Annotated in this window: 14 protein-coding genes and 1 pseudogene; 6 read left to right on the forward strand and 9 right to left on the reverse strand. The window is 64.1% G+C overall.

Annotated elements, in window-relative coordinates; all coding sequences use genetic code 11:
• Nucleotides 1–13 precede the first annotated feature (13 nt).
• Nucleotides 14–1,033 carry an NAD-dependent protein deacetylase gene (locus tag H8A95_RS24720; RefSeq protein ID WP_274617540.1) on the reverse strand — a complete coding sequence of 340 codons (1,020 nt, stop codon included), beginning with the start codon at nucleotides 1,031–1,033 and terminating at the stop codon, nucleotides 14–16.
• On the opposite strand from H8A95_RS24720, the gene H8A95_RS24725 reads away from it, so the two are divergent.
• Nucleotides 971–1,351 carry a c-type cytochrome gene (locus tag H8A95_RS24725; protein ID WP_229185448.1) on the forward strand — a complete coding sequence of 127 codons (381 nt, stop codon included), beginning with the start codon at nucleotides 971–973 and terminating at the stop codon, nucleotides 1,349–1,351. The genes H8A95_RS24720 and H8A95_RS24725 overlap by 63 nt on opposite strands.
• A gap of 20 nt (nucleotides 1,352–1,371) precedes the next feature.
• On the opposite strand, the gene H8A95_RS24730 is transcribed toward H8A95_RS24725, so the two are convergent.
• From H8A95_RS24730 to H8A95_RS24740, 3 genes are all read right to left on the reverse strand, one after another.
• On the reverse strand, nucleotides 1,372–2,526 hold the full coding sequence (locus H8A95_RS24730; protein WP_229185449.1) for a LysM peptidoglycan-binding domain-containing protein: 1,155 nt from the start codon (nucleotides 2,524–2,526) through the stop codon (nucleotides 1,372–1,374).
• A 149-nt stretch (nucleotides 2,527–2,675) separates the two neighbouring features.
• Nucleotides 2,676–3,350 (reverse strand): hypothetical protein, encoded by a 675-nt coding sequence (locus H8A95_RS24735; RefSeq protein ID WP_420839450.1) that lies wholly within the window; start codon nucleotides 3,348–3,350, stop codon nucleotides 2,676–2,678.
• A gap of 2 nt (nucleotides 3,351–3,352) precedes the next feature.
• Entirely contained in the window at nucleotides 3,353–4,753 is a 1,401-nt protein-coding gene (locus H8A95_RS24740; protein WP_229185450.1) for a selenium-binding family protein, read from the reverse strand.
• A gap of 307 nt (nucleotides 4,754–5,060) precedes the next feature.
• Here H8A95_RS24740 and H8A95_RS24745 point away from each other — a divergent pair, with 307 nt between their 5' ends.
• Entirely contained in the window at nucleotides 5,061–6,644 is a 1,584-nt protein-coding gene (locus H8A95_RS24745) for a serine hydrolase domain-containing protein (RefSeq protein WP_229185452.1), read from the forward strand.
• A gap of 86 nt (nucleotides 6,645–6,730) precedes the next feature.
• Here H8A95_RS24745 and H8A95_RS24750 read toward each other — a convergent pair whose 3' ends face one another.
• Together H8A95_RS24750 and H8A95_RS24755 are read right to left on the reverse strand one after the other, a co-directional pair.
• The gene (locus H8A95_RS24750) at nucleotides 6,731–6,937 is read right to left on the reverse strand and encodes a hypothetical protein (RefSeq protein ID WP_229185454.1); all 207 of its coding nucleotides are present in this window, start codon (nucleotides 6,935–6,937) and stop codon (nucleotides 6,731–6,733) included.
• A gap of 37 nt (nucleotides 6,938–6,974) precedes the next feature.
• Nucleotides 6,975–7,181, reverse strand: coding sequence for a hypothetical protein (locus tag H8A95_RS24755; RefSeq protein WP_229185455.1), 207 nt, complete (start codon nucleotides 7,179–7,181; stop codon nucleotides 6,975–6,977).
• 296 nt (nucleotides 7,182–7,477) lie between these two features.
• Here H8A95_RS24755 and H8A95_RS24760 point away from each other — a divergent pair, with 296 nt between their 5' ends.
• Complete coding sequence (locus H8A95_RS24760; RefSeq protein ID WP_229185457.1) at nucleotides 7,478–7,720, forward strand: hypothetical protein; 243 nt, start codon at nucleotides 7,478–7,480, stop codon at nucleotides 7,718–7,720.
• A gap of 12 nt (nucleotides 7,721–7,732) precedes the next feature.
• On the opposite strand, the gene H8A95_RS24765 is transcribed toward H8A95_RS24760, so the two are convergent.
• Nucleotides 7,733–8,197, reverse strand: coding sequence for an Lrp/AsnC family transcriptional regulator (locus tag H8A95_RS24765; protein WP_229185458.1), 465 nt, complete (start codon nucleotides 8,195–8,197; stop codon nucleotides 7,733–7,735).
• A gap of 161 nt (nucleotides 8,198–8,358) precedes the next feature.
• Between H8A95_RS24765 and H8A95_RS24770 the strand changes: the two genes are divergently transcribed.
• The 3 genes from H8A95_RS24770 (at nucleotide 8,359) to H8A95_RS24780 (ending at nucleotide 11,276) form a co-directional block, all read left to right on the forward strand.
• Nucleotides 8,359–9,372, forward strand: a complete 1,014-nt coding sequence (locus H8A95_RS24770) for a 1-aminocyclopropane-1-carboxylate deaminase (RefSeq protein WP_229185459.1) — start codon at nucleotides 8,359–8,361, stop codon at nucleotides 9,370–9,372.
• Between the two features lie 191 nt (nucleotides 9,373–9,563).
• Nucleotides 9,564–9,788, forward strand: coding sequence for a hypothetical protein (locus H8A95_RS24775; protein ID WP_229185488.1), 225 nt, complete (start codon nucleotides 9,564–9,566; stop codon nucleotides 9,786–9,788).
• Nucleotides 9,789–10,010: 222 nt separating this feature from the next.
• Nucleotides 10,011–11,276 (forward strand): S1C family serine protease, encoded by a 1,266-nt coding sequence (locus H8A95_RS24780; protein ID WP_229185460.1) that lies wholly within the window; start codon nucleotides 10,011–10,013, stop codon nucleotides 11,274–11,276.
• Between the two features lie 95 nt (nucleotides 11,277–11,371).
• Here the strand turns inward: H8A95_RS24780 and H8A95_RS24785 are convergent, their stop codons facing one another.
• Both H8A95_RS24785 and H8A95_RS24790 read right to left on the reverse strand, forming a co-directional pair.
• Nucleotides 11,372–12,313 (reverse strand): metallophosphoesterase, encoded by a 942-nt coding sequence (locus H8A95_RS24785; RefSeq protein ID WP_229185461.1) that lies wholly within the window; start codon nucleotides 12,311–12,313, stop codon nucleotides 11,372–11,374.
• Between the two features lie 87 nt (nucleotides 12,314–12,400).
• Nucleotides 12,401–14,148 (reverse strand): annotated as a pseudogene (locus H8A95_RS24790) (flavin-containing monooxygenase).
• Nucleotides 14,149–14,360: the final 212 nt, after the last annotated feature.

Raw genomic sequence — 14,360 nt, forward strand, 5'->3', positions numbered from 1 at the left:
TGGAGAACTCGAACTACAGCAAAAACGACAGCGCCACTTCGCACTGATCCTCTATCTTGAGCGTGAGCAGCTCGTCGGCGCGGGTGCGGCCGAGATTGACGGCGGCAATCGGCAGGCCGCGCTGTTCGGCCATCCGGACGAAACGAAAGCCGGAATAGACCATCAGCGAGGAGCCGACGACGAGCAAGGCGTCGGCCTGCTCGAGATGCGCCTGCGCCGACGCGACGGTATCGCGCGGCACGTTCTCGCCGAAGAACACCACATCGGGTTTCAGCACGCCGCCGCAGGCCTCGCAGGCCGGCACGACGAATGACGAGAAGTCATGTTCAAGATCGGCGTCGCCATCGGGCGCATCGGCGGCATCGAGTGTGAGCCAGGCGGGATTAAGCCGCGCTAGCTGATGCTGAAACTCCTCGCGCGGGCTCGTGGCGCCGCAGCCGAGGCAACGGACCACGTCAAGGCGGCCGTGCAGGTCGATCACGCGCTGGCTGCCCGCGGCCTGGTGCAGGCGGTCGACGTTCTGGGTCAGCAACAGCTCGCAACGGCCTTGTTGCTCGAGCTTCGCCAGCGCGCGATGCGCGCTGTTCGGCATGGCGCGGCCGAACCGCCGCCAGCCGACCATGCTGCGCGCCCAGTAACGTTGCCGTGTCGCCGCCTCGCCGAGAAACGCCTGAATCGTCACCGGTCGCGTCCGCTTCCAGTTGCCGTCGCTGTCGCGATAGTCGGGAATGCCCGAATTGGTGCTGCAGCCGGCCCCGGTCAGGACAAACAGGCGCTGGTGGCCGGCGACGAAATCCTCGAGGGCGGGGTGATGCATGGCAGCACATTTAGTGCGGCGCGCTCCGCTGCGCCAGATGTAGGGCCTGTCGCGGGAGGACCTTTCAGGTGGCCTCTGCGTTGACGGCGTGGCACCCGAGACCCGGTGTTGCGGGCGCCTGCTTGCCTTGTGCAACTGCAGACGGAGTGATCGATGCGGCCAGGATTCATCGTCGTCGTTTGCGGGCTGATATCTCTGCCACTGGCGCCGTCCCATGGCCAGGATGCCGGCGTGTCAGGCGAGCAGGCCTTCAACAATTCCTGCCGGACCTGCCACACCGTCAAGGACGGCGACAACCGCGTCGGTCCCAACCTGCACGGAATCATCGGCCGCAAGGCCGGATCGGTGGCGAACTTTCCCTACTCGGAGGCGATGAAATCATCCGGCATCGCCTGGGATGAGAGCACGCTGCTGCGCTTCATCGAGGATCCCGAGGCCGTGGTGTCGGGCAACGGCATGAAGCCGTATACCGGCGTGCGCTCGGCAGAGGATCGCGCCAAGATCGTTGCCTTCCTGAAATCCCCCGGCAAGTGATCGTCGGCGGAAGGCCCGCCTCACCGTGTCGGCAGGACGAAGACCTGGCCGGGATAGATCAAGTTGGGATTGCGGATCTGCTGCGAGTTGGCCCGATAGATCACCGCGTAGCGCTGCCCGGCGCCCAATGCGCGCTGGCTGATCCGCCACAGGCTATCGCCGCGGATCACGGTCGTCGTCGTTATCTTCGGCACGATCACCGCGGAGGGTGAGCTGACATCGGATGCGGTGGTGGCTGTCGCCGCCGCGAGCTGCGGCGTGGCGACGCCCGCACGGGTGGACGACGCTGCCGGCGCCGGGATCGATGCCGTCGTCGTCGGGTCCTGAACGTTGAACGGCACCTCGGCACGCGCACGGACCTTGCCGGATCCGGGGTCGACCTCGTCAAGCCGGATCTGGTAGTCGCCCGCCGTCACGCCCTTGTTGATCGTGACCGAGAGGCGCCCCGCCTGGTCGGCCGTCGCTGACGTGATCAAGCTGCCGTTCAGATAGAGCCTGACGGTCGCGCCGGGCGTTGCCTGACCGCTCACATGGAGCTTGCCGCCCGATTCGGTCTCGACCGCCTCGATGGCCATCTTCCCGGCAGCCGACGTCGCCGCGGGTTGCGACAGCACCCGGACCGGCTTGTCCGGCGCCATCAGGGCCACCATCGGGCGCTCCCTTGCCGCAGCCTCGAGCGCCACCGCGACGCTCTGCTTCGAGGTCACTTGCTTGCCGTCACGCGTGATGCGCAGGGTCAGGTCATGGTTTCCCGGCGGAAGTGGGCGCGGCACCATGACGAACTGGCCGGATTTGTCCGCCACGGCGCGATCGTACACCTCGCCATTGCGCAGCAATTCCACCGTCGCGCCGGGTAGCGCCCGGCCGGCGACAACGGTCTCGCCGGTCGGCTCGACGTTGACGACGTCGAACTCCGGCAGAGCGTCCGCACCCGGTGCGGGCGACGGCCCGGCGAGCGCGTTGGTCAGGGCCGTTGTCTCGGTTTGTGCCTTCGCCAGCGCCGTCTGCTGCGGGTCTCGTGCGGAAGCCGCCGGCGCGGATGGCGCCGTCGCCATCAAAGGCGTGCTCGCGCCCAGAATTTGCTGGGTTCGGTGAATGCCGAATACGAATGCCGCCGTACCGCCGGCTGCAAGTGCCAGCAACGGTACGACCAGTTTCATCGCCGTGGCGTTCATGACCGTCATCCGCGGATCAACGTCCCCGCGCGTCCGCGCGCGCCACCCCACAGCCCGGTGGGGGTATAAGAGAGACTGCGCCCGTTTGGGCACCCCATCAAGTCGGATGAAAGGATTACTCCCTGGGGCGGCGCGGCCGACCGGGCAGCTCACCGCCATTCCGCGACATTGACGGCAAGCGCCGCGGCGCCCACGAGAATCAGGCTGACCGCCCAGACCGTCTCCAGATCGAACCAGCTCCGCGCAACGAATCTCACGCCGAGATAGCGATAGACCAGCCAGGCCAGTAGGCCGCCGGCGCCGAGCATGGCGGCGGTGTGGACGAGTGCGACCAGGAGCGCCATCGCCAGGTTCTGGTCGATCACGCGCGCGGCGGCGGCGTGGCCATCATGCGCTGACGATGTCGCGCAGAGGCCGAGATAGATCGGCAGCAGCATCAGGCCTGCGCCATGTGCAATCGCCACCGCGAACGACCAGAGCGCCAATCTGGCCGGCGGTATCCGCGCCAAAGCACGCGGATGACGCCTATCGACGAGACGGATGAGGCCAAAGCCGATGACGACGATGCCGGCCGCGATCTGGATCGGGCGCTGCCATTCCGTCAGTGCGATCAACAGCGCGAACGGCAGCAGCACGAGCAGCATCGCCGCAAGGTGGCCCGCCGACAACGGCAGCAGCGCGCCCACGACGGCGCGCGGGGATTTGTCCATCAGGCCCGCGGCTACCGCGAGCGGCCAGCCCATGCCCGGATTGACTCCGTGATAGAGGCCGCTCGCGATGATCGCGAGCCATAGCCAGAAGGCCGTCGTATCGACGTCACTCAATTTCAGACCGACGGATAGCAGAACGAATCCGTCGAACAGTCGCCGCCCTCGAGACGGATTTGATGCGGGCGATAGCCTTCGGGGAAATCAACGAAATAGTCCTTGGCGAGCTCGAGCCCGCCGTTGGCGCCGACATTGGCCATGACCTCGGCGCCCGGCATGCCATCGGGATAGAACTGATCGTCCCAGCTCGAATAAAGCGAGTTGGTCCAGTACACCCGCTTGCCGTCGCGGCTGATCTCGACCATCTGCGGGCCGCCGGCAAACGCCTTGCCGTTCGGATGCGGCGTGCGGCGGGCGATGCCGCCGATATGCACCGAACCTGCAAGCTTCGGCTTCCTCGGATCGCGGACGTCGTATTGGCGCATTTCGCCGGTGCCCCAGCAGGAGACGTAGAGGAAGCGGTCGTCCATCGACAGGTCGATATCGGTCACCAGCGGCGGCACGGCACCGAACCCCTGCAACAGCGGCGGCAGCTTCTCCTTCGGCGCCGGCTCGGGCGGTATCGTCGCGGTCTTTTCGGCGTGGAATTTTCCGCCCTCGCGCCACCAGGTCCAGATCGAGGCTTCGAGGTTGGTGGTGTCGACGACGACGCCGACAAAGCCGTACTCGCGGATCGGATCGTGCGCGGGCCTGACTTCGAGCGCCATCTGGTGATTGGCGCCGAGGTCGATGGTCTGCACGTTGCGCCGGGCGCGCAAATCCCAGAAATGCAGCCGGTGACCGTATTTGTTCGCCAGCAGGTCCTCAGGCACGATGCCGTTCTCGAATTGCGGCGGCAGCGCCCATTCGCTCGACACCATGTAGTCGCGTGGCAGATTCCACCAGAAATCGTAGTGCAAGGTCTGCGGCCCGCGGTCGATCTCCCAGCGGCCGAGCACGTCGAAGGTCTCGCAATCCATGATGAAGATGCCGGGCGGGCCCTGCGTGCCGTCGTTGCCGCCGCCGCCGAGGGTGGAGACGTAAATGCCTTCGGGCCCGCAATGAATGGTGTGCGGCCGCGAGTAGCCGGTCTTCTTGAACACTTCCTCCGGCTCGATGATCTTGTGGATCTTCGCTTCGAGTGGCGAAGGCTTGGTGTCGATGATGTAGATGCGCGACGATCGCAGCCCGGGAATGATGAGATAGCGCCGCTCGATGAAGGCATGTCCAGCCAGCGGAGACAGTGCGGAGGAACACGCGTTCCACCCGAAGTGATGGAACTCGTCGCCCTTGTTCGGCATCGTCACGGTGTGGACGATCTTGCCATAGGTCTTCGAGCCCGGCTTGACGTCGATCACCGCGAGCGCGTCGGGCTTCTTGAAGTCGGGACTGAGCAGCAGCGTGTAGGCGAAGTGCTCCGGCGGCGCCTCCATGGCAAGCTTTGGCGAGGCATGAAACGTGGGGTCGGGTCGCATCGTCATGACGTCCTCCCGGTTATGTCGGCTTGTCGCCAACGTCGGGTCGTTCGCAGCGTTGCAATGGTCCGAATGGGGCGGCCTGGCACTCCGCTGGACGCGAGGTTGGCTGCGCACAGCTTACGGCATGATCCGCCTTCCGGAAACACGCGCGCATCCACTTGGGCTGTGGCGTTCCGCCACGAATTCGTGAGCCGAGTCACACTTGGAATTGCCGGCCGCGCCACCCCGACGCTCGCCGCGTCGGCATCCATGTCCGCAAGTTGTGAAGCGAGACCACTGCCGCTCATGGTATGCGTTGGGCGAACTGATCATGGCAGGGGCGGGGAACATGCAGGCGGCCGATCTCGTCGTCGGAGCTTCGTCAAGGATCAGGACTGCGCTGGGTGCGTTCGTCCTGCTCACATCGCTTCATTCCGGCGCGGCCCATGCGCAAGGTGCCGAGCCGATGTGGCCGACGGCTCAGTGGGAAACCTCGACGCCGGAGCAGCAGGGCATGGATTCGGGGGCTCTGGCAAAGCTGGTGGCGACCGGCACCACGCGCAGTTTCGACAGCCTGCTGGTGACGCGCCATGGCCGCATCGTGCTCGATGCGTACTACGCGCCCTTCACCGCCGACATGCCGCACGCGATCAACTCCTCCACCAAGGCGGTGGTCGCGACGCTGCTGGCGATCGCCTACAAGGATGGTCTGCTGGATCGTCTCGATCATCCCATGCTGGATTTCTTTTCCGATCGCAGCAGCATTGCCAATCTCGACGAGCGCAAGAAGGCCATCACGGTCCAGCATCTGCTCAACATGACATCGGGCCTCGACTGGGACGAGGGGTTCGAAGGTGGCCGGGAGCTGTCGCTGCGCGACATGGGAAAGAGCGCGGACTGGGTCCAGTTCATCCTGGACCGCCCGATGGCGCATGCGCCGGGCGAGGTCTTCTATTACAACAGCGGCGGCTCGCATTTGCTGTCTGCGATCGTCACCAAGCTCACCGGCAAGAACACCGCCGACTATGCCGAGGAGCGACTATTCGGCCCGCTCGGCATTGCCCAGCCGTTCTGGCGGCGAGATCCGCAGCGGCTCCCGATCGGCGGATTCGGCCTCTCGATGCGGCCGCGCGACATGGCGAAGATCGGCTATCTTTATCTGCGCAACGGTCAGTGGGCGGGCAAGCAGCTGCTGCCGGCGGATTTTCTCGATGCCGTCAACCATGCCAGCATCGACATGCATTCGCGGTTCGATCCGTCGCGGCGCTACGCCAACCAGTTCTGGGCGATCCCCGACAAGCACATCTACATGACGGTGGGTTATCATTGCCAGGTGATCATGGTGTTGCCGGACCGGGACATCGTCGCCGTCATGACGGCGAGCAATTTCTGTTCATTCGGCAAGCTGGCCGACGAGATTTCCGCTGCCGTCAAATCCGAGGAGGCTTTGCCGGCCGATGCGGCCGCGGTCGAACAGTTGGCAAGCGCGATCGCCGACGTCTCCACGGAGAAGAGGGCACAGGTCGGCGCGACGCCCGCGATTGCATCTGCGATTTCGGGCCGGACCTACAAATTCCCCGACAATGACCTGGGCATCAAAACGCTGACGCTGTTCCTTGCCGATGAGAACCCGCGCTACGTCGTGGAGACGAACGCGGGCGATCCCGCACGGCGCCATCTCGACGGACCGATCGGTCTCGACGGCCTCTATCGCAAGAGTGCCCCGAGCTTCCTCGGTCTGCGCGCCGTCAAGGGTGCGTGGAAGGATGAGCAGACCCTCGTCGTCGACCTCCAATATGTCGGGCTCGGCGACGCCTGGACCTGGACGCTCACCTACGACGGCGACAAGGTCGCGCTGCGCGGCAAGGCGAGGGACGGGCGCGAGGGATCGGCGGAAGGGGTGGCCGGCGGCTAAAGCGAGACGCGTGACAACAGCTCGCTTGCGTTTGTTCAAAATTCCAGCGCCGCAGCAGCGGCAGCGGCAATTCTGGCTCGGATCGATCAGGTCGATGTTGGCCCTCGCGCCGCTGTTCCGCTGATTTGCCACAGCCCCTTATGGATATCGAATTTCACCAGGCCATCGTCCCGCATTTTCAGCAGCAGAGTCTGACAGGCTTCCTCATTCGCGACGTTGGCGCGTCGCATGATTTGGTAGACCTTGAGCGGCTTTTCGCGCAGCGCGCTCAGGATATTCTCTCGATCGCTCATCTCGACTGGATCCCGGCCGTTACCAAAGCGCGCTTCCTCACTGAGAATACGAAAGCTGATCTTCCGTCACCACGCGCTCGACGTTGTCCGATTTGCTCTTGATGCGGTATCGAAGTCGCCCATCTGCTTCGATCGGCATGCACTGAACGATGGTATAGAGCATTGGCCGATCGGCCGCCGCGCGGCCTTGCGGCCCCTGAGGCTGGTGCCGAACGTCCTCATTCAACTTGTAGACATGCGACATGTGTTCACCTCTATGATTTAAGGGCTGCCCTAGCGCAGACTGTACCGCTCCGCAATGGACCTATGGCCTTTTGTCGTCGTCGCGCAAAAGCCTGATTGTTGCCGTGCGTGCTGCATCAGCCTCGCGGGAAGGCGCAGGAGAGCGTAAGCGACATTGACCGAATATGCTTCAAATAGCCATTGAATATCTTCTTGGAATATCTTCGTGGCTTGCAACAAGGGCTGCAGGAGGTTGCCGGATTGCCATTTGATCTCGGTAGGCGGATGCTCTCGGCTGCGGGCACAAGGGAGAGCAGCATGAGCAAGGCAGGCCTCGATAACCGGCACCGTAACCAGGACAGCGAGATCAGCAGCAAGCACGGCGGCACGCTGCTCGGTACCTTGCGCAAGGTTTACGGCCCGAATTTCGCCGCGGGCTATCCTGGAACCGAGAAGTTGAGCGACGTCCTTCTTGCTCTAAACGAGACGTCGCTGAGCCAGCTCCGCCGCGATCATGAGACCGGCCATCTGGGGCACAAGATCGCCAACGCCTCCAAATAGGCCGCAACTCTCTCAAAACTCCAGCGCCGCATTGTCCACCACCTCCTTCATCACGAAGAAGGTGCGGGTCTGCCGCACGCCGGGCAGTGCGATCAGCTGGTCGCCATGGATGCGATTGAAATCCTCCATGTCGCCGGCGCGGATCTTGAGGAAGTAGTCGAAATCGCCGGCGACGAGGTGGCAGTCGAGCACGCATTTGAGGTTCGCCACCGCCTGCTCGAAGCTCGCGAAGCTTTCCGGCGTCGAGCGGTCGAGCACGACGCCGACCATGACCAGCGTGCCCTTGCCGAGCCTGCGTGGCGCCACCATGGCACGGACGCTGCTGACATAACCCTCGTCGAACAGCGCCTGCGTCCGGCGATGGCAGGTGGCAGGGCTGACGCCGACCTGGTCGGCCAGCTCGGCATTGCTGAGCCGGCCGTTCTTCTGCAGCAATCTCAACATCTTGAGGTCGATGCGGTCGAGTCGGATCGCCATGGAAGAATCTTTCAGAGATAATCGATTTCGTGAGAGAAAACATATCATTTTGGCCAAATTTGGCAATCTTAAGCAAACGCTCGGGCCGAGTTAGAGAGCACCTTTCGCATCGGTGGTGATAAACGTGGGCGCCATTCCAGACCACCAACGAGGATGCCAGCATGCTGGAGAAGTTCGCGCGCTATCCGCTCACATTCGGGCCGACCGCCATCGAGAAGCTCGATCGGCTGTCAAAGCATCTCGGCGGCAAGGTCGAGCTCTATGCCAAGCGCGAGGATTGCAATTCCGGGCTCGCCTTCGGCGGCAACAAGCTGCGCAAGCTCGAATACATCATCCCCGACGCGATCGCCTCCAACGCCGATACGCTGGTCTCGATCGGCGGCGTGCAGTCGAACCATACGCGCATGGTTGCGGCGGTTGCGGCCAAGATCGGCATGAAGTGCCGGCTGGTGCAGGAAAGCTGGGTGCCGCATGAGGACGCCGTCTATGACCGTGTCGGCAACATCCTGCTCTCGCGCGTGATGGGCGCGGATGTGCGCCTGGTCGACGAAGGTTTTGACATCGGCATTCGCAAGAGCTGGGAGCAGGCGCTCGAGGAAGTGAAGGCGGCGGGCGGCAAGCCCTACGCGATCCCGGCCGGCGCTTCCGTGCACAAATATGGCGGGCTCGGCTATGTCGGCTTCGCCGAAGAGGTGCGCGCACAGGAGCGCCAGCTCGGCGTTAAGTTCGACTACATCGTCGTCTGCACGGTGACCGGCTCGACCCATGCCGGCATGCTGGTCGGCTTCGCAGCCGATGGGCGCGCGCGCAATGTGATCGGCATCGACGGTTCGTTCACGCCGGATCAGACCAAGGCGCAGGTGCTGTCGATCGCGCAGAACACCGCCAGGCTTGTCGAACTCGGCCGCGACATTGTCGAGGATGATGTCGTGCTGATCGAGGACTACGCCTATCCTGCGTATGGCGTGCCGTCGGAAGAGACCAAGGAGGCGATCCGCCTCAGCGCCCGGCTCGAAGGCATGATCACCGACCCCGTCTACGAAGGGAAATCGATGCAGGGCATGATCGATCTCGTGCAGAAGGGTTTCTTCCCGGCCGGATCGAAGGTGCTCTACGCCCATCTCGGCGGCGCGCCGGCGCTCAACGGCTACGCCTACGCGTTCCGCAACGGCTGAGTCTGTCTTGTTTCGTGGCCTGTAGCCCGGATGGAGCGGAGCGAAATCCGGGATTCGTGCCGCGGAAAGACCGTCCCGGATTTCGCTGTGCTCCATCCGGGCTACGTTCCATTTCTCGAGTAAGGTCGGCGTCAGCTTCTCCCGATATCCTGTCTTGGCCGGGAGAGTCGGGAGACCTTCGCGTGAGGTTGATGAATGCGGCCGGCCGGGCCGTCGCCGCGCTCGGTCTTGGCGTCGTTGCCGTGGGACATTGGTTCTGGACCTATCAAGGCCACGGCGCAGTGCTGCGCGCCCGCCTGCTGGCGATGAATCATGCGGTCGAGCTCTATGCCGGTATCTTCCTGATCGGCGTCGGCGTCCACGCCCTCGCATTCTGGTACTGGTTCAGCGATCCAAATCCGCCCGCGCAGTCCTAGGTTCGGGAGCCGCAGTAACATTCGCCTTTGCGGAGGACGGAATGTGTCTGGGTTGACATCTTCTGAACAAAATAGGAACATTCCATCTGTAACCTGAGGGTGTGGTGATTGCCTCATCTGCGGCGGTGCTGCGCGGCGGCAGGACGAAGGCCAGGTCGCGCACCACTTGCGGATGAATTTCTCCGCCTCCTGCGATGGGTTGTGGGCTGGGGAGTACGCCTCATGAGAGTTGTGATTTGGGCGGCCATTGCGGCCGCATGGCTATTTGCGTCTGCAAGTCCGTCGGACGCCCGCGGTCCCTACGGCTCGATCACGGTCGGCAACTGGAAGGGCGGCGCCTTCACCGACGACAAGAGCGGTGCATTCACGCATTGCTCGGCGGGCACGGTCTATCAAAGCGGAATCTACTTCGTGGTGGCGATTACCGCGAATGGTAGCTGGCGGCTGGGCTTTGCCCATGAGAGCTGGCGTCTGACGCCGGGTGAGGCCTTTCCACTCGCGCTGACCTTCGACGGCCAGCCGGCGTTCAATGTCTACGGCATGCCGCTCGGCACCCAGCTCGTCAACGTCGAGATGCCGGTGACCTCCAACCTGATCAATCAATTCCGCAAGGCGCACCAGATGACGGCGTTCGCGCAGGGACAGTTGTTTCAGTTCAACCTGAATCAAACCGGACAATTGCTGCCGGCGCTGCTCAACTGCGTCGTCGCGGTGAAGAAGAACGGCGTTGCCAATGCCGGCGAGTTTGCGGTCGCAGCGAAGCCTGCGGCTGCGCCGGCGTCGCCGCAGGCTGCACCGAACCCGGCGCAGAAGCAGGCAAGGTCCGGGACCGGGACCGGCTTCGTGGTCAGCAGCAGCGGTCACGTCGTCACCAACCATCATGTCATCGGTGGTTGCAGCGAGATCACCGGCAATTTGAGCGGCGAGGCGCCGGTCAAATTGCGGCTGGTATCCGGCGATGAAACCAACGATCTCGCGCTGCTGCAGGCGCCGGCGCCGTTCAAGGATGTCGCCAAGATCAGGCAAAATCCCATTCCGGTCGGCAATGGCGTGGTGGCGATCGGCTACCCCTATCACGGGCTGCTGACGTCCGATTTCACCGTCACCACGGGCATCGTCTCTTCGCTGAGCGGCATCCTCAACGACACCCGTTTCCTGCAGATCAGCGCCGCGGTGCAGCCGGGCAACAGCGGCGGCCCGCTGTTCGATCTCGGCGGTGGCGTGGTCGGCGTCGTGGCTGCCAAGCTCGATGCGGTCACGGTCGCGCGGGCGACGGGAAGCATCCCTGAGAACATCAATTTCGCGATCAAGACCGGCGCGCTGCGCGACTTCCTCGACAACAGCGCGGTGCAGTACCAGACAGCCGAGTGGCATGATGCATCAAAGCGGGAGACGTCCGAGATCGCAAAGGACGCCCGCGGCTACACGCTTCTGATCGTTTGCACGGTGAACGAGCAAAGCGCGGGCGCGAAGAAGCCGGCAAATTGATACCTCCGGGGCAGCCGCCGGCTACTTTGCATGGGGTTGTTTTCGATATTTTGGCAATGCGCGCCTGGACGGCTCGTCGGGCGGCAGCTTGCCAGCTAGCGCAACCGCCGCAGGGTGTGCACCGTGATCTCGGCCGGGCAATTCAGCCGCACCGGCGCAAGGCTGGTGCCGGCGCCCGTGGATGTGTAGCCGGCGAGTTCCCCGAACCGCCAGGCGCCCTTGCCCATCCGCCGCGGCAGCCGCGCCTCCAGCTTGATTGCGATGCCGCCGGGCAGGCAGAGCTGGCCACCATGGGTATGGCCGCTCAGCATCAGGTCGAAGCCGGCCGCCGCCGCCGCGCGATAGGATTCCGGCGTGTGCGCCAGCAGCACCGAGAACGCATCGCGCGGGATCGCCACGGCGGCCTTTGCAATGTCGTCGGTGCGATAGAAATGCGCGTCATCGATGCCCGCGAGATGGATCGTCGCGCCATCGCGCGTGATCGGCTCCTGCTCGTTGAACAGCATCCTGATGCCCATCGCCTCCAGCGCCGGCGTCATGCGGATGCTGTCGTGATTGCCGAGGATGCCGTAGAGCGGCAGCTTGATCCGCGCGCACAGATCCCTCATCAGCGCGAGGCTGGTCTCGAACGAGCCAAACGTTTTGCCCCGATAGTCGCCGGTCAGCACGCAGATGTCGCAGGCGATGTCGCGCACGATGTCGGCCAGATGCCGCATCGCGCCCTGGCTGATGTCGGCGTGGAGATCGCTGAGCTGAAGGATGGTGAAGCCATCGAAAGCCGGCGGCAGCCGCGTCGACGTCACCAGATTTCGCCGCAGCTCGACCCGGTCGGCGTTGCGTCGTGCGCGGCCGTAGAGGCCGGTCACCTTCAGCGCGGTGGTGACGATCCGCGGCGCCAGCTTCCAGTTCTCGACATTGAACAGCAAGGTGCCCTGGCCGAACACTTGCTTCTCATGCGCAGCCTCGATCCCAAGCCGGCGCACGACATGGTCAGCGCCGATCCGCTCGATCAATCCTTGCAACGCCGTGTCGGCCATTATCCCCCGTGCGGTCCGCGATGCGAAACGCGGTCCGGCGCGAGGTGACACTATCACGCGCGATCCCGGCGGGGATACCGCGGGCGATCAGACCATCGGAACCCGTTTGGCGGCGACCGCGGCCGGCGAGATCACCTCGATGTCGAGCGGCACCTGCCAGCGCTCGGTGAAGCGGACCTGCGGCGGCGCGTTGCCTTTGCGCGCACCCTGCAGCACGAAGCCGTCATAGCCCGAATTCATCACCTCATTGCACTTCTGCACATAGATCGGGAAGCCACCGATATAGGGCATGAACACGCGGGGCCGGCCCGGGATATTCGTGCCGACATACCAGGAGCTGCAGGTCGAGCGCAGCGAGACCGTGGAGACGTCGTTGACATGGGCGACCCAGGCGTCTTCGTCGTCGCGGACCGCTTCGATGGTGCCGGCGCCGATGTCGCGCATGTGACTGATGCAATCCGCCAGCCAGTCGACATGCTGCTCGATCGCCTGGATCATGCTCGCAAGCACCGACGGGCTGCCCGGCCCGGTGATCATGAACAGGTTCGGAAAGCCTTCCGAGGCGAGGCCGAGATAGGCGCGCGGGCCGCGCGCCATTTTTCGGCCAGCGTTTGGCCGCCGCGGCCGGTGACCGCGATCTTGTCGAACGAGCCGGTCATGGCGGCAAAGCCGGTGGCGGAGACGATCGCATCGACCTTGTGTTCGGTGCCATCGACCACGATGGCATCTCGCGTGATCCGTTCGATCGGTGTCTTCGACACATCGACCAGCTTCACATGCGGCAGATTGTAGGTCTCGAAATAATTGGTATCGACGCAGAGCCGCTTGCAGCCGAACACGTTCTGCGGACACAGCAGCTCGGCCGTGGCGGGATCCTTGACGATGCCGCGGATCTTCTCGCGTGCGAAATCGGCGATGGTGTCGTTGGCCGCCTTCTCGAACAAGAGGTCGCCGAACGAACCGAGGAAGGGCAGGCCGCCGCGCTGCCAGGCCTCCTCATAAAGCCGCTCGCGTTCCTGCTCGCTCGCCTGCAAGGCGGGCTGGGCGTTGAACAGGAAATAGAACCCGGTCGGCCGCGCCCGCGCCTTGGCACGCAGCTCCGGATAATGCGCCTTGGCTTCCTTCAGATATTCCGCCGACAGCCGCTCGTTCCATGCCGGCACCGACCAGGTCGCGGTGCGCTGGAACACGGTGAGCTCGGAGGCCTGCTGCGCGATGATCGGGATCGACTGGATCGCGGACGAGCCGGTGCCGATGACGCCGACGCGGAGCCCGGTGAAGTCGACGCCCTCATGCGGCCATTCGCCGGTGTGATAGATCGGCCCGTCGAAATCTTCCATGCCGGTGAAGGCGGGGCGGTTCGGCGCCGACAGGCAGCCGACCGCCATGATGCAGAATTTCGCGGTGACCCTGTCGCCGCGGTCGGTCTCGATCAGCCAGCTGCTTTCCTTTTCGTCGAAGGTCGCCGCGGTGACGCGGGTGTCGAACACGATCTGGCCGCGCAAATCGAAGCGATCGGCGACATGATTGGCGTAGGCGAGAATTTCGGGCTGCGGAGAATATTTCTCCGACCAGCTCCAATCCTGATCTAGTTCCTCGGAGAACGAGAAGGAGTATTGCAGGCTCTCGACATCGCAGCGCGCGCCGGGATAGCGATTCCAGTACCAGGTGCCGCCTACGCCGCCGCCGGCCTCATAGACCCGCGCGGTGAAGCCGAGCCCGCGCAACCGATGCAGCATGTACATGCCGGCAAAGCCTGCGCCGATCACCACGGCATCGAACGTTCCACTTTCGGCAGGGCGCGCAGTCTTGCGCGCGGTGCTCTCCTGAGCCATGGCCCGTCTCATCCCTTTATTCTATCGTTATGACTTGTCGCTGTGCATTGGCCGCGCCTCGTTGGACGCGACGACCGAAAGATTAGGGCTGTTACGGCGCGGCCCGCAAGCACATGCGTTGCCGCGCTGGGTATGGCTCCTATGCCGCGGGGTTGCGGCGGTGGTCGAGTACGGCCGCACGGGTGTAAGCTTCCGTTGCCAAGCAAGGGGGC

It is taken from the genome of Bradyrhizobium oropedii (genome assembly GCF_020889685.1).
GTDB lineage: Bacteria > Pseudomonadota > Alphaproteobacteria > Rhizobiales > Xanthobacteraceae > Bradyrhizobium > Bradyrhizobium oropedii.

Excerpts from the sequence above, each read along its gene's own strand:
- H8A95_RS24725 (WP_229185448.1), top strand. The coding sequence starts at position 971 with ATGCGGCCAGGATTCATCGTCGTCGTTTGCGGGCTGATATCTCTGCCA.
- H8A95_RS24720 (WP_274617540.1), bottom strand. The coding sequence starts at position 1,033 with ATGGGACGGCGCCAGTGGCAGAGATATCAGCCCGCAAACGACGACGAT.
- H8A95_RS24730 (WP_229185449.1), bottom strand. The coding sequence starts at position 2,526 with ATGAACGCCACGGCGATGAAACTGGTCGTACCGTTGCTGGCACTTGCA.
- H8A95_RS24740 (WP_229185450.1), bottom strand. The coding sequence starts at position 4,753 with ATGACGATGCGACCCGACCCCACGTTTCATGCCTCGCCAAAGCTTGCC.
- H8A95_RS24745 (WP_229185452.1), top strand. The coding sequence starts at position 5,061 with ATGGCAGGGGCGGGGAACATGCAGGCGGCCGATCTCGTCGTCGGAGCT.
- H8A95_RS24750 (WP_229185454.1), bottom strand. The coding sequence starts at position 6,937 with ATGAGCGATCGAGAGAATATCCTGAGCGCGCTGCGCGAAAAGCCGCTC.
- H8A95_RS24755 (WP_229185455.1), bottom strand. The coding sequence starts at position 7,181 with ATGTCGCATGTCTACAAGTTGAATGAGGACGTTCGGCACCAGCCTCAG.
- H8A95_RS24760 (WP_229185457.1), top strand. The coding sequence starts at position 7,478 with ATGAGCAAGGCAGGCCTCGATAACCGGCACCGTAACCAGGACAGCGAG.
- H8A95_RS24765 (WP_229185458.1), bottom strand. The coding sequence starts at position 8,197 with ATGGCGATCCGACTCGACCGCATCGACCTCAAGATGTTGAGATTGCTG.
- H8A95_RS24770 (WP_229185459.1), top strand. The coding sequence starts at position 8,359 with ATGCTGGAGAAGTTCGCGCGCTATCCGCTCACATTCGGGCCGACCGCC.
- H8A95_RS24775 (WP_229185488.1), top strand. The coding sequence starts at position 9,564 with ATGAATGCGGCCGGCCGGGCCGTCGCCGCGCTCGGTCTTGGCGTCGTT.
- H8A95_RS24780 (WP_229185460.1), top strand. The coding sequence starts at position 10,011 with ATGAGAGTTGTGATTTGGGCGGCCATTGCGGCCGCATGGCTATTTGCG.
- H8A95_RS24785 (WP_229185461.1), bottom strand. The coding sequence starts at position 12,313 with ATGGCCGACACGGCGTTGCAAGGATTGATCGAGCGGATCGGCGCTGAC.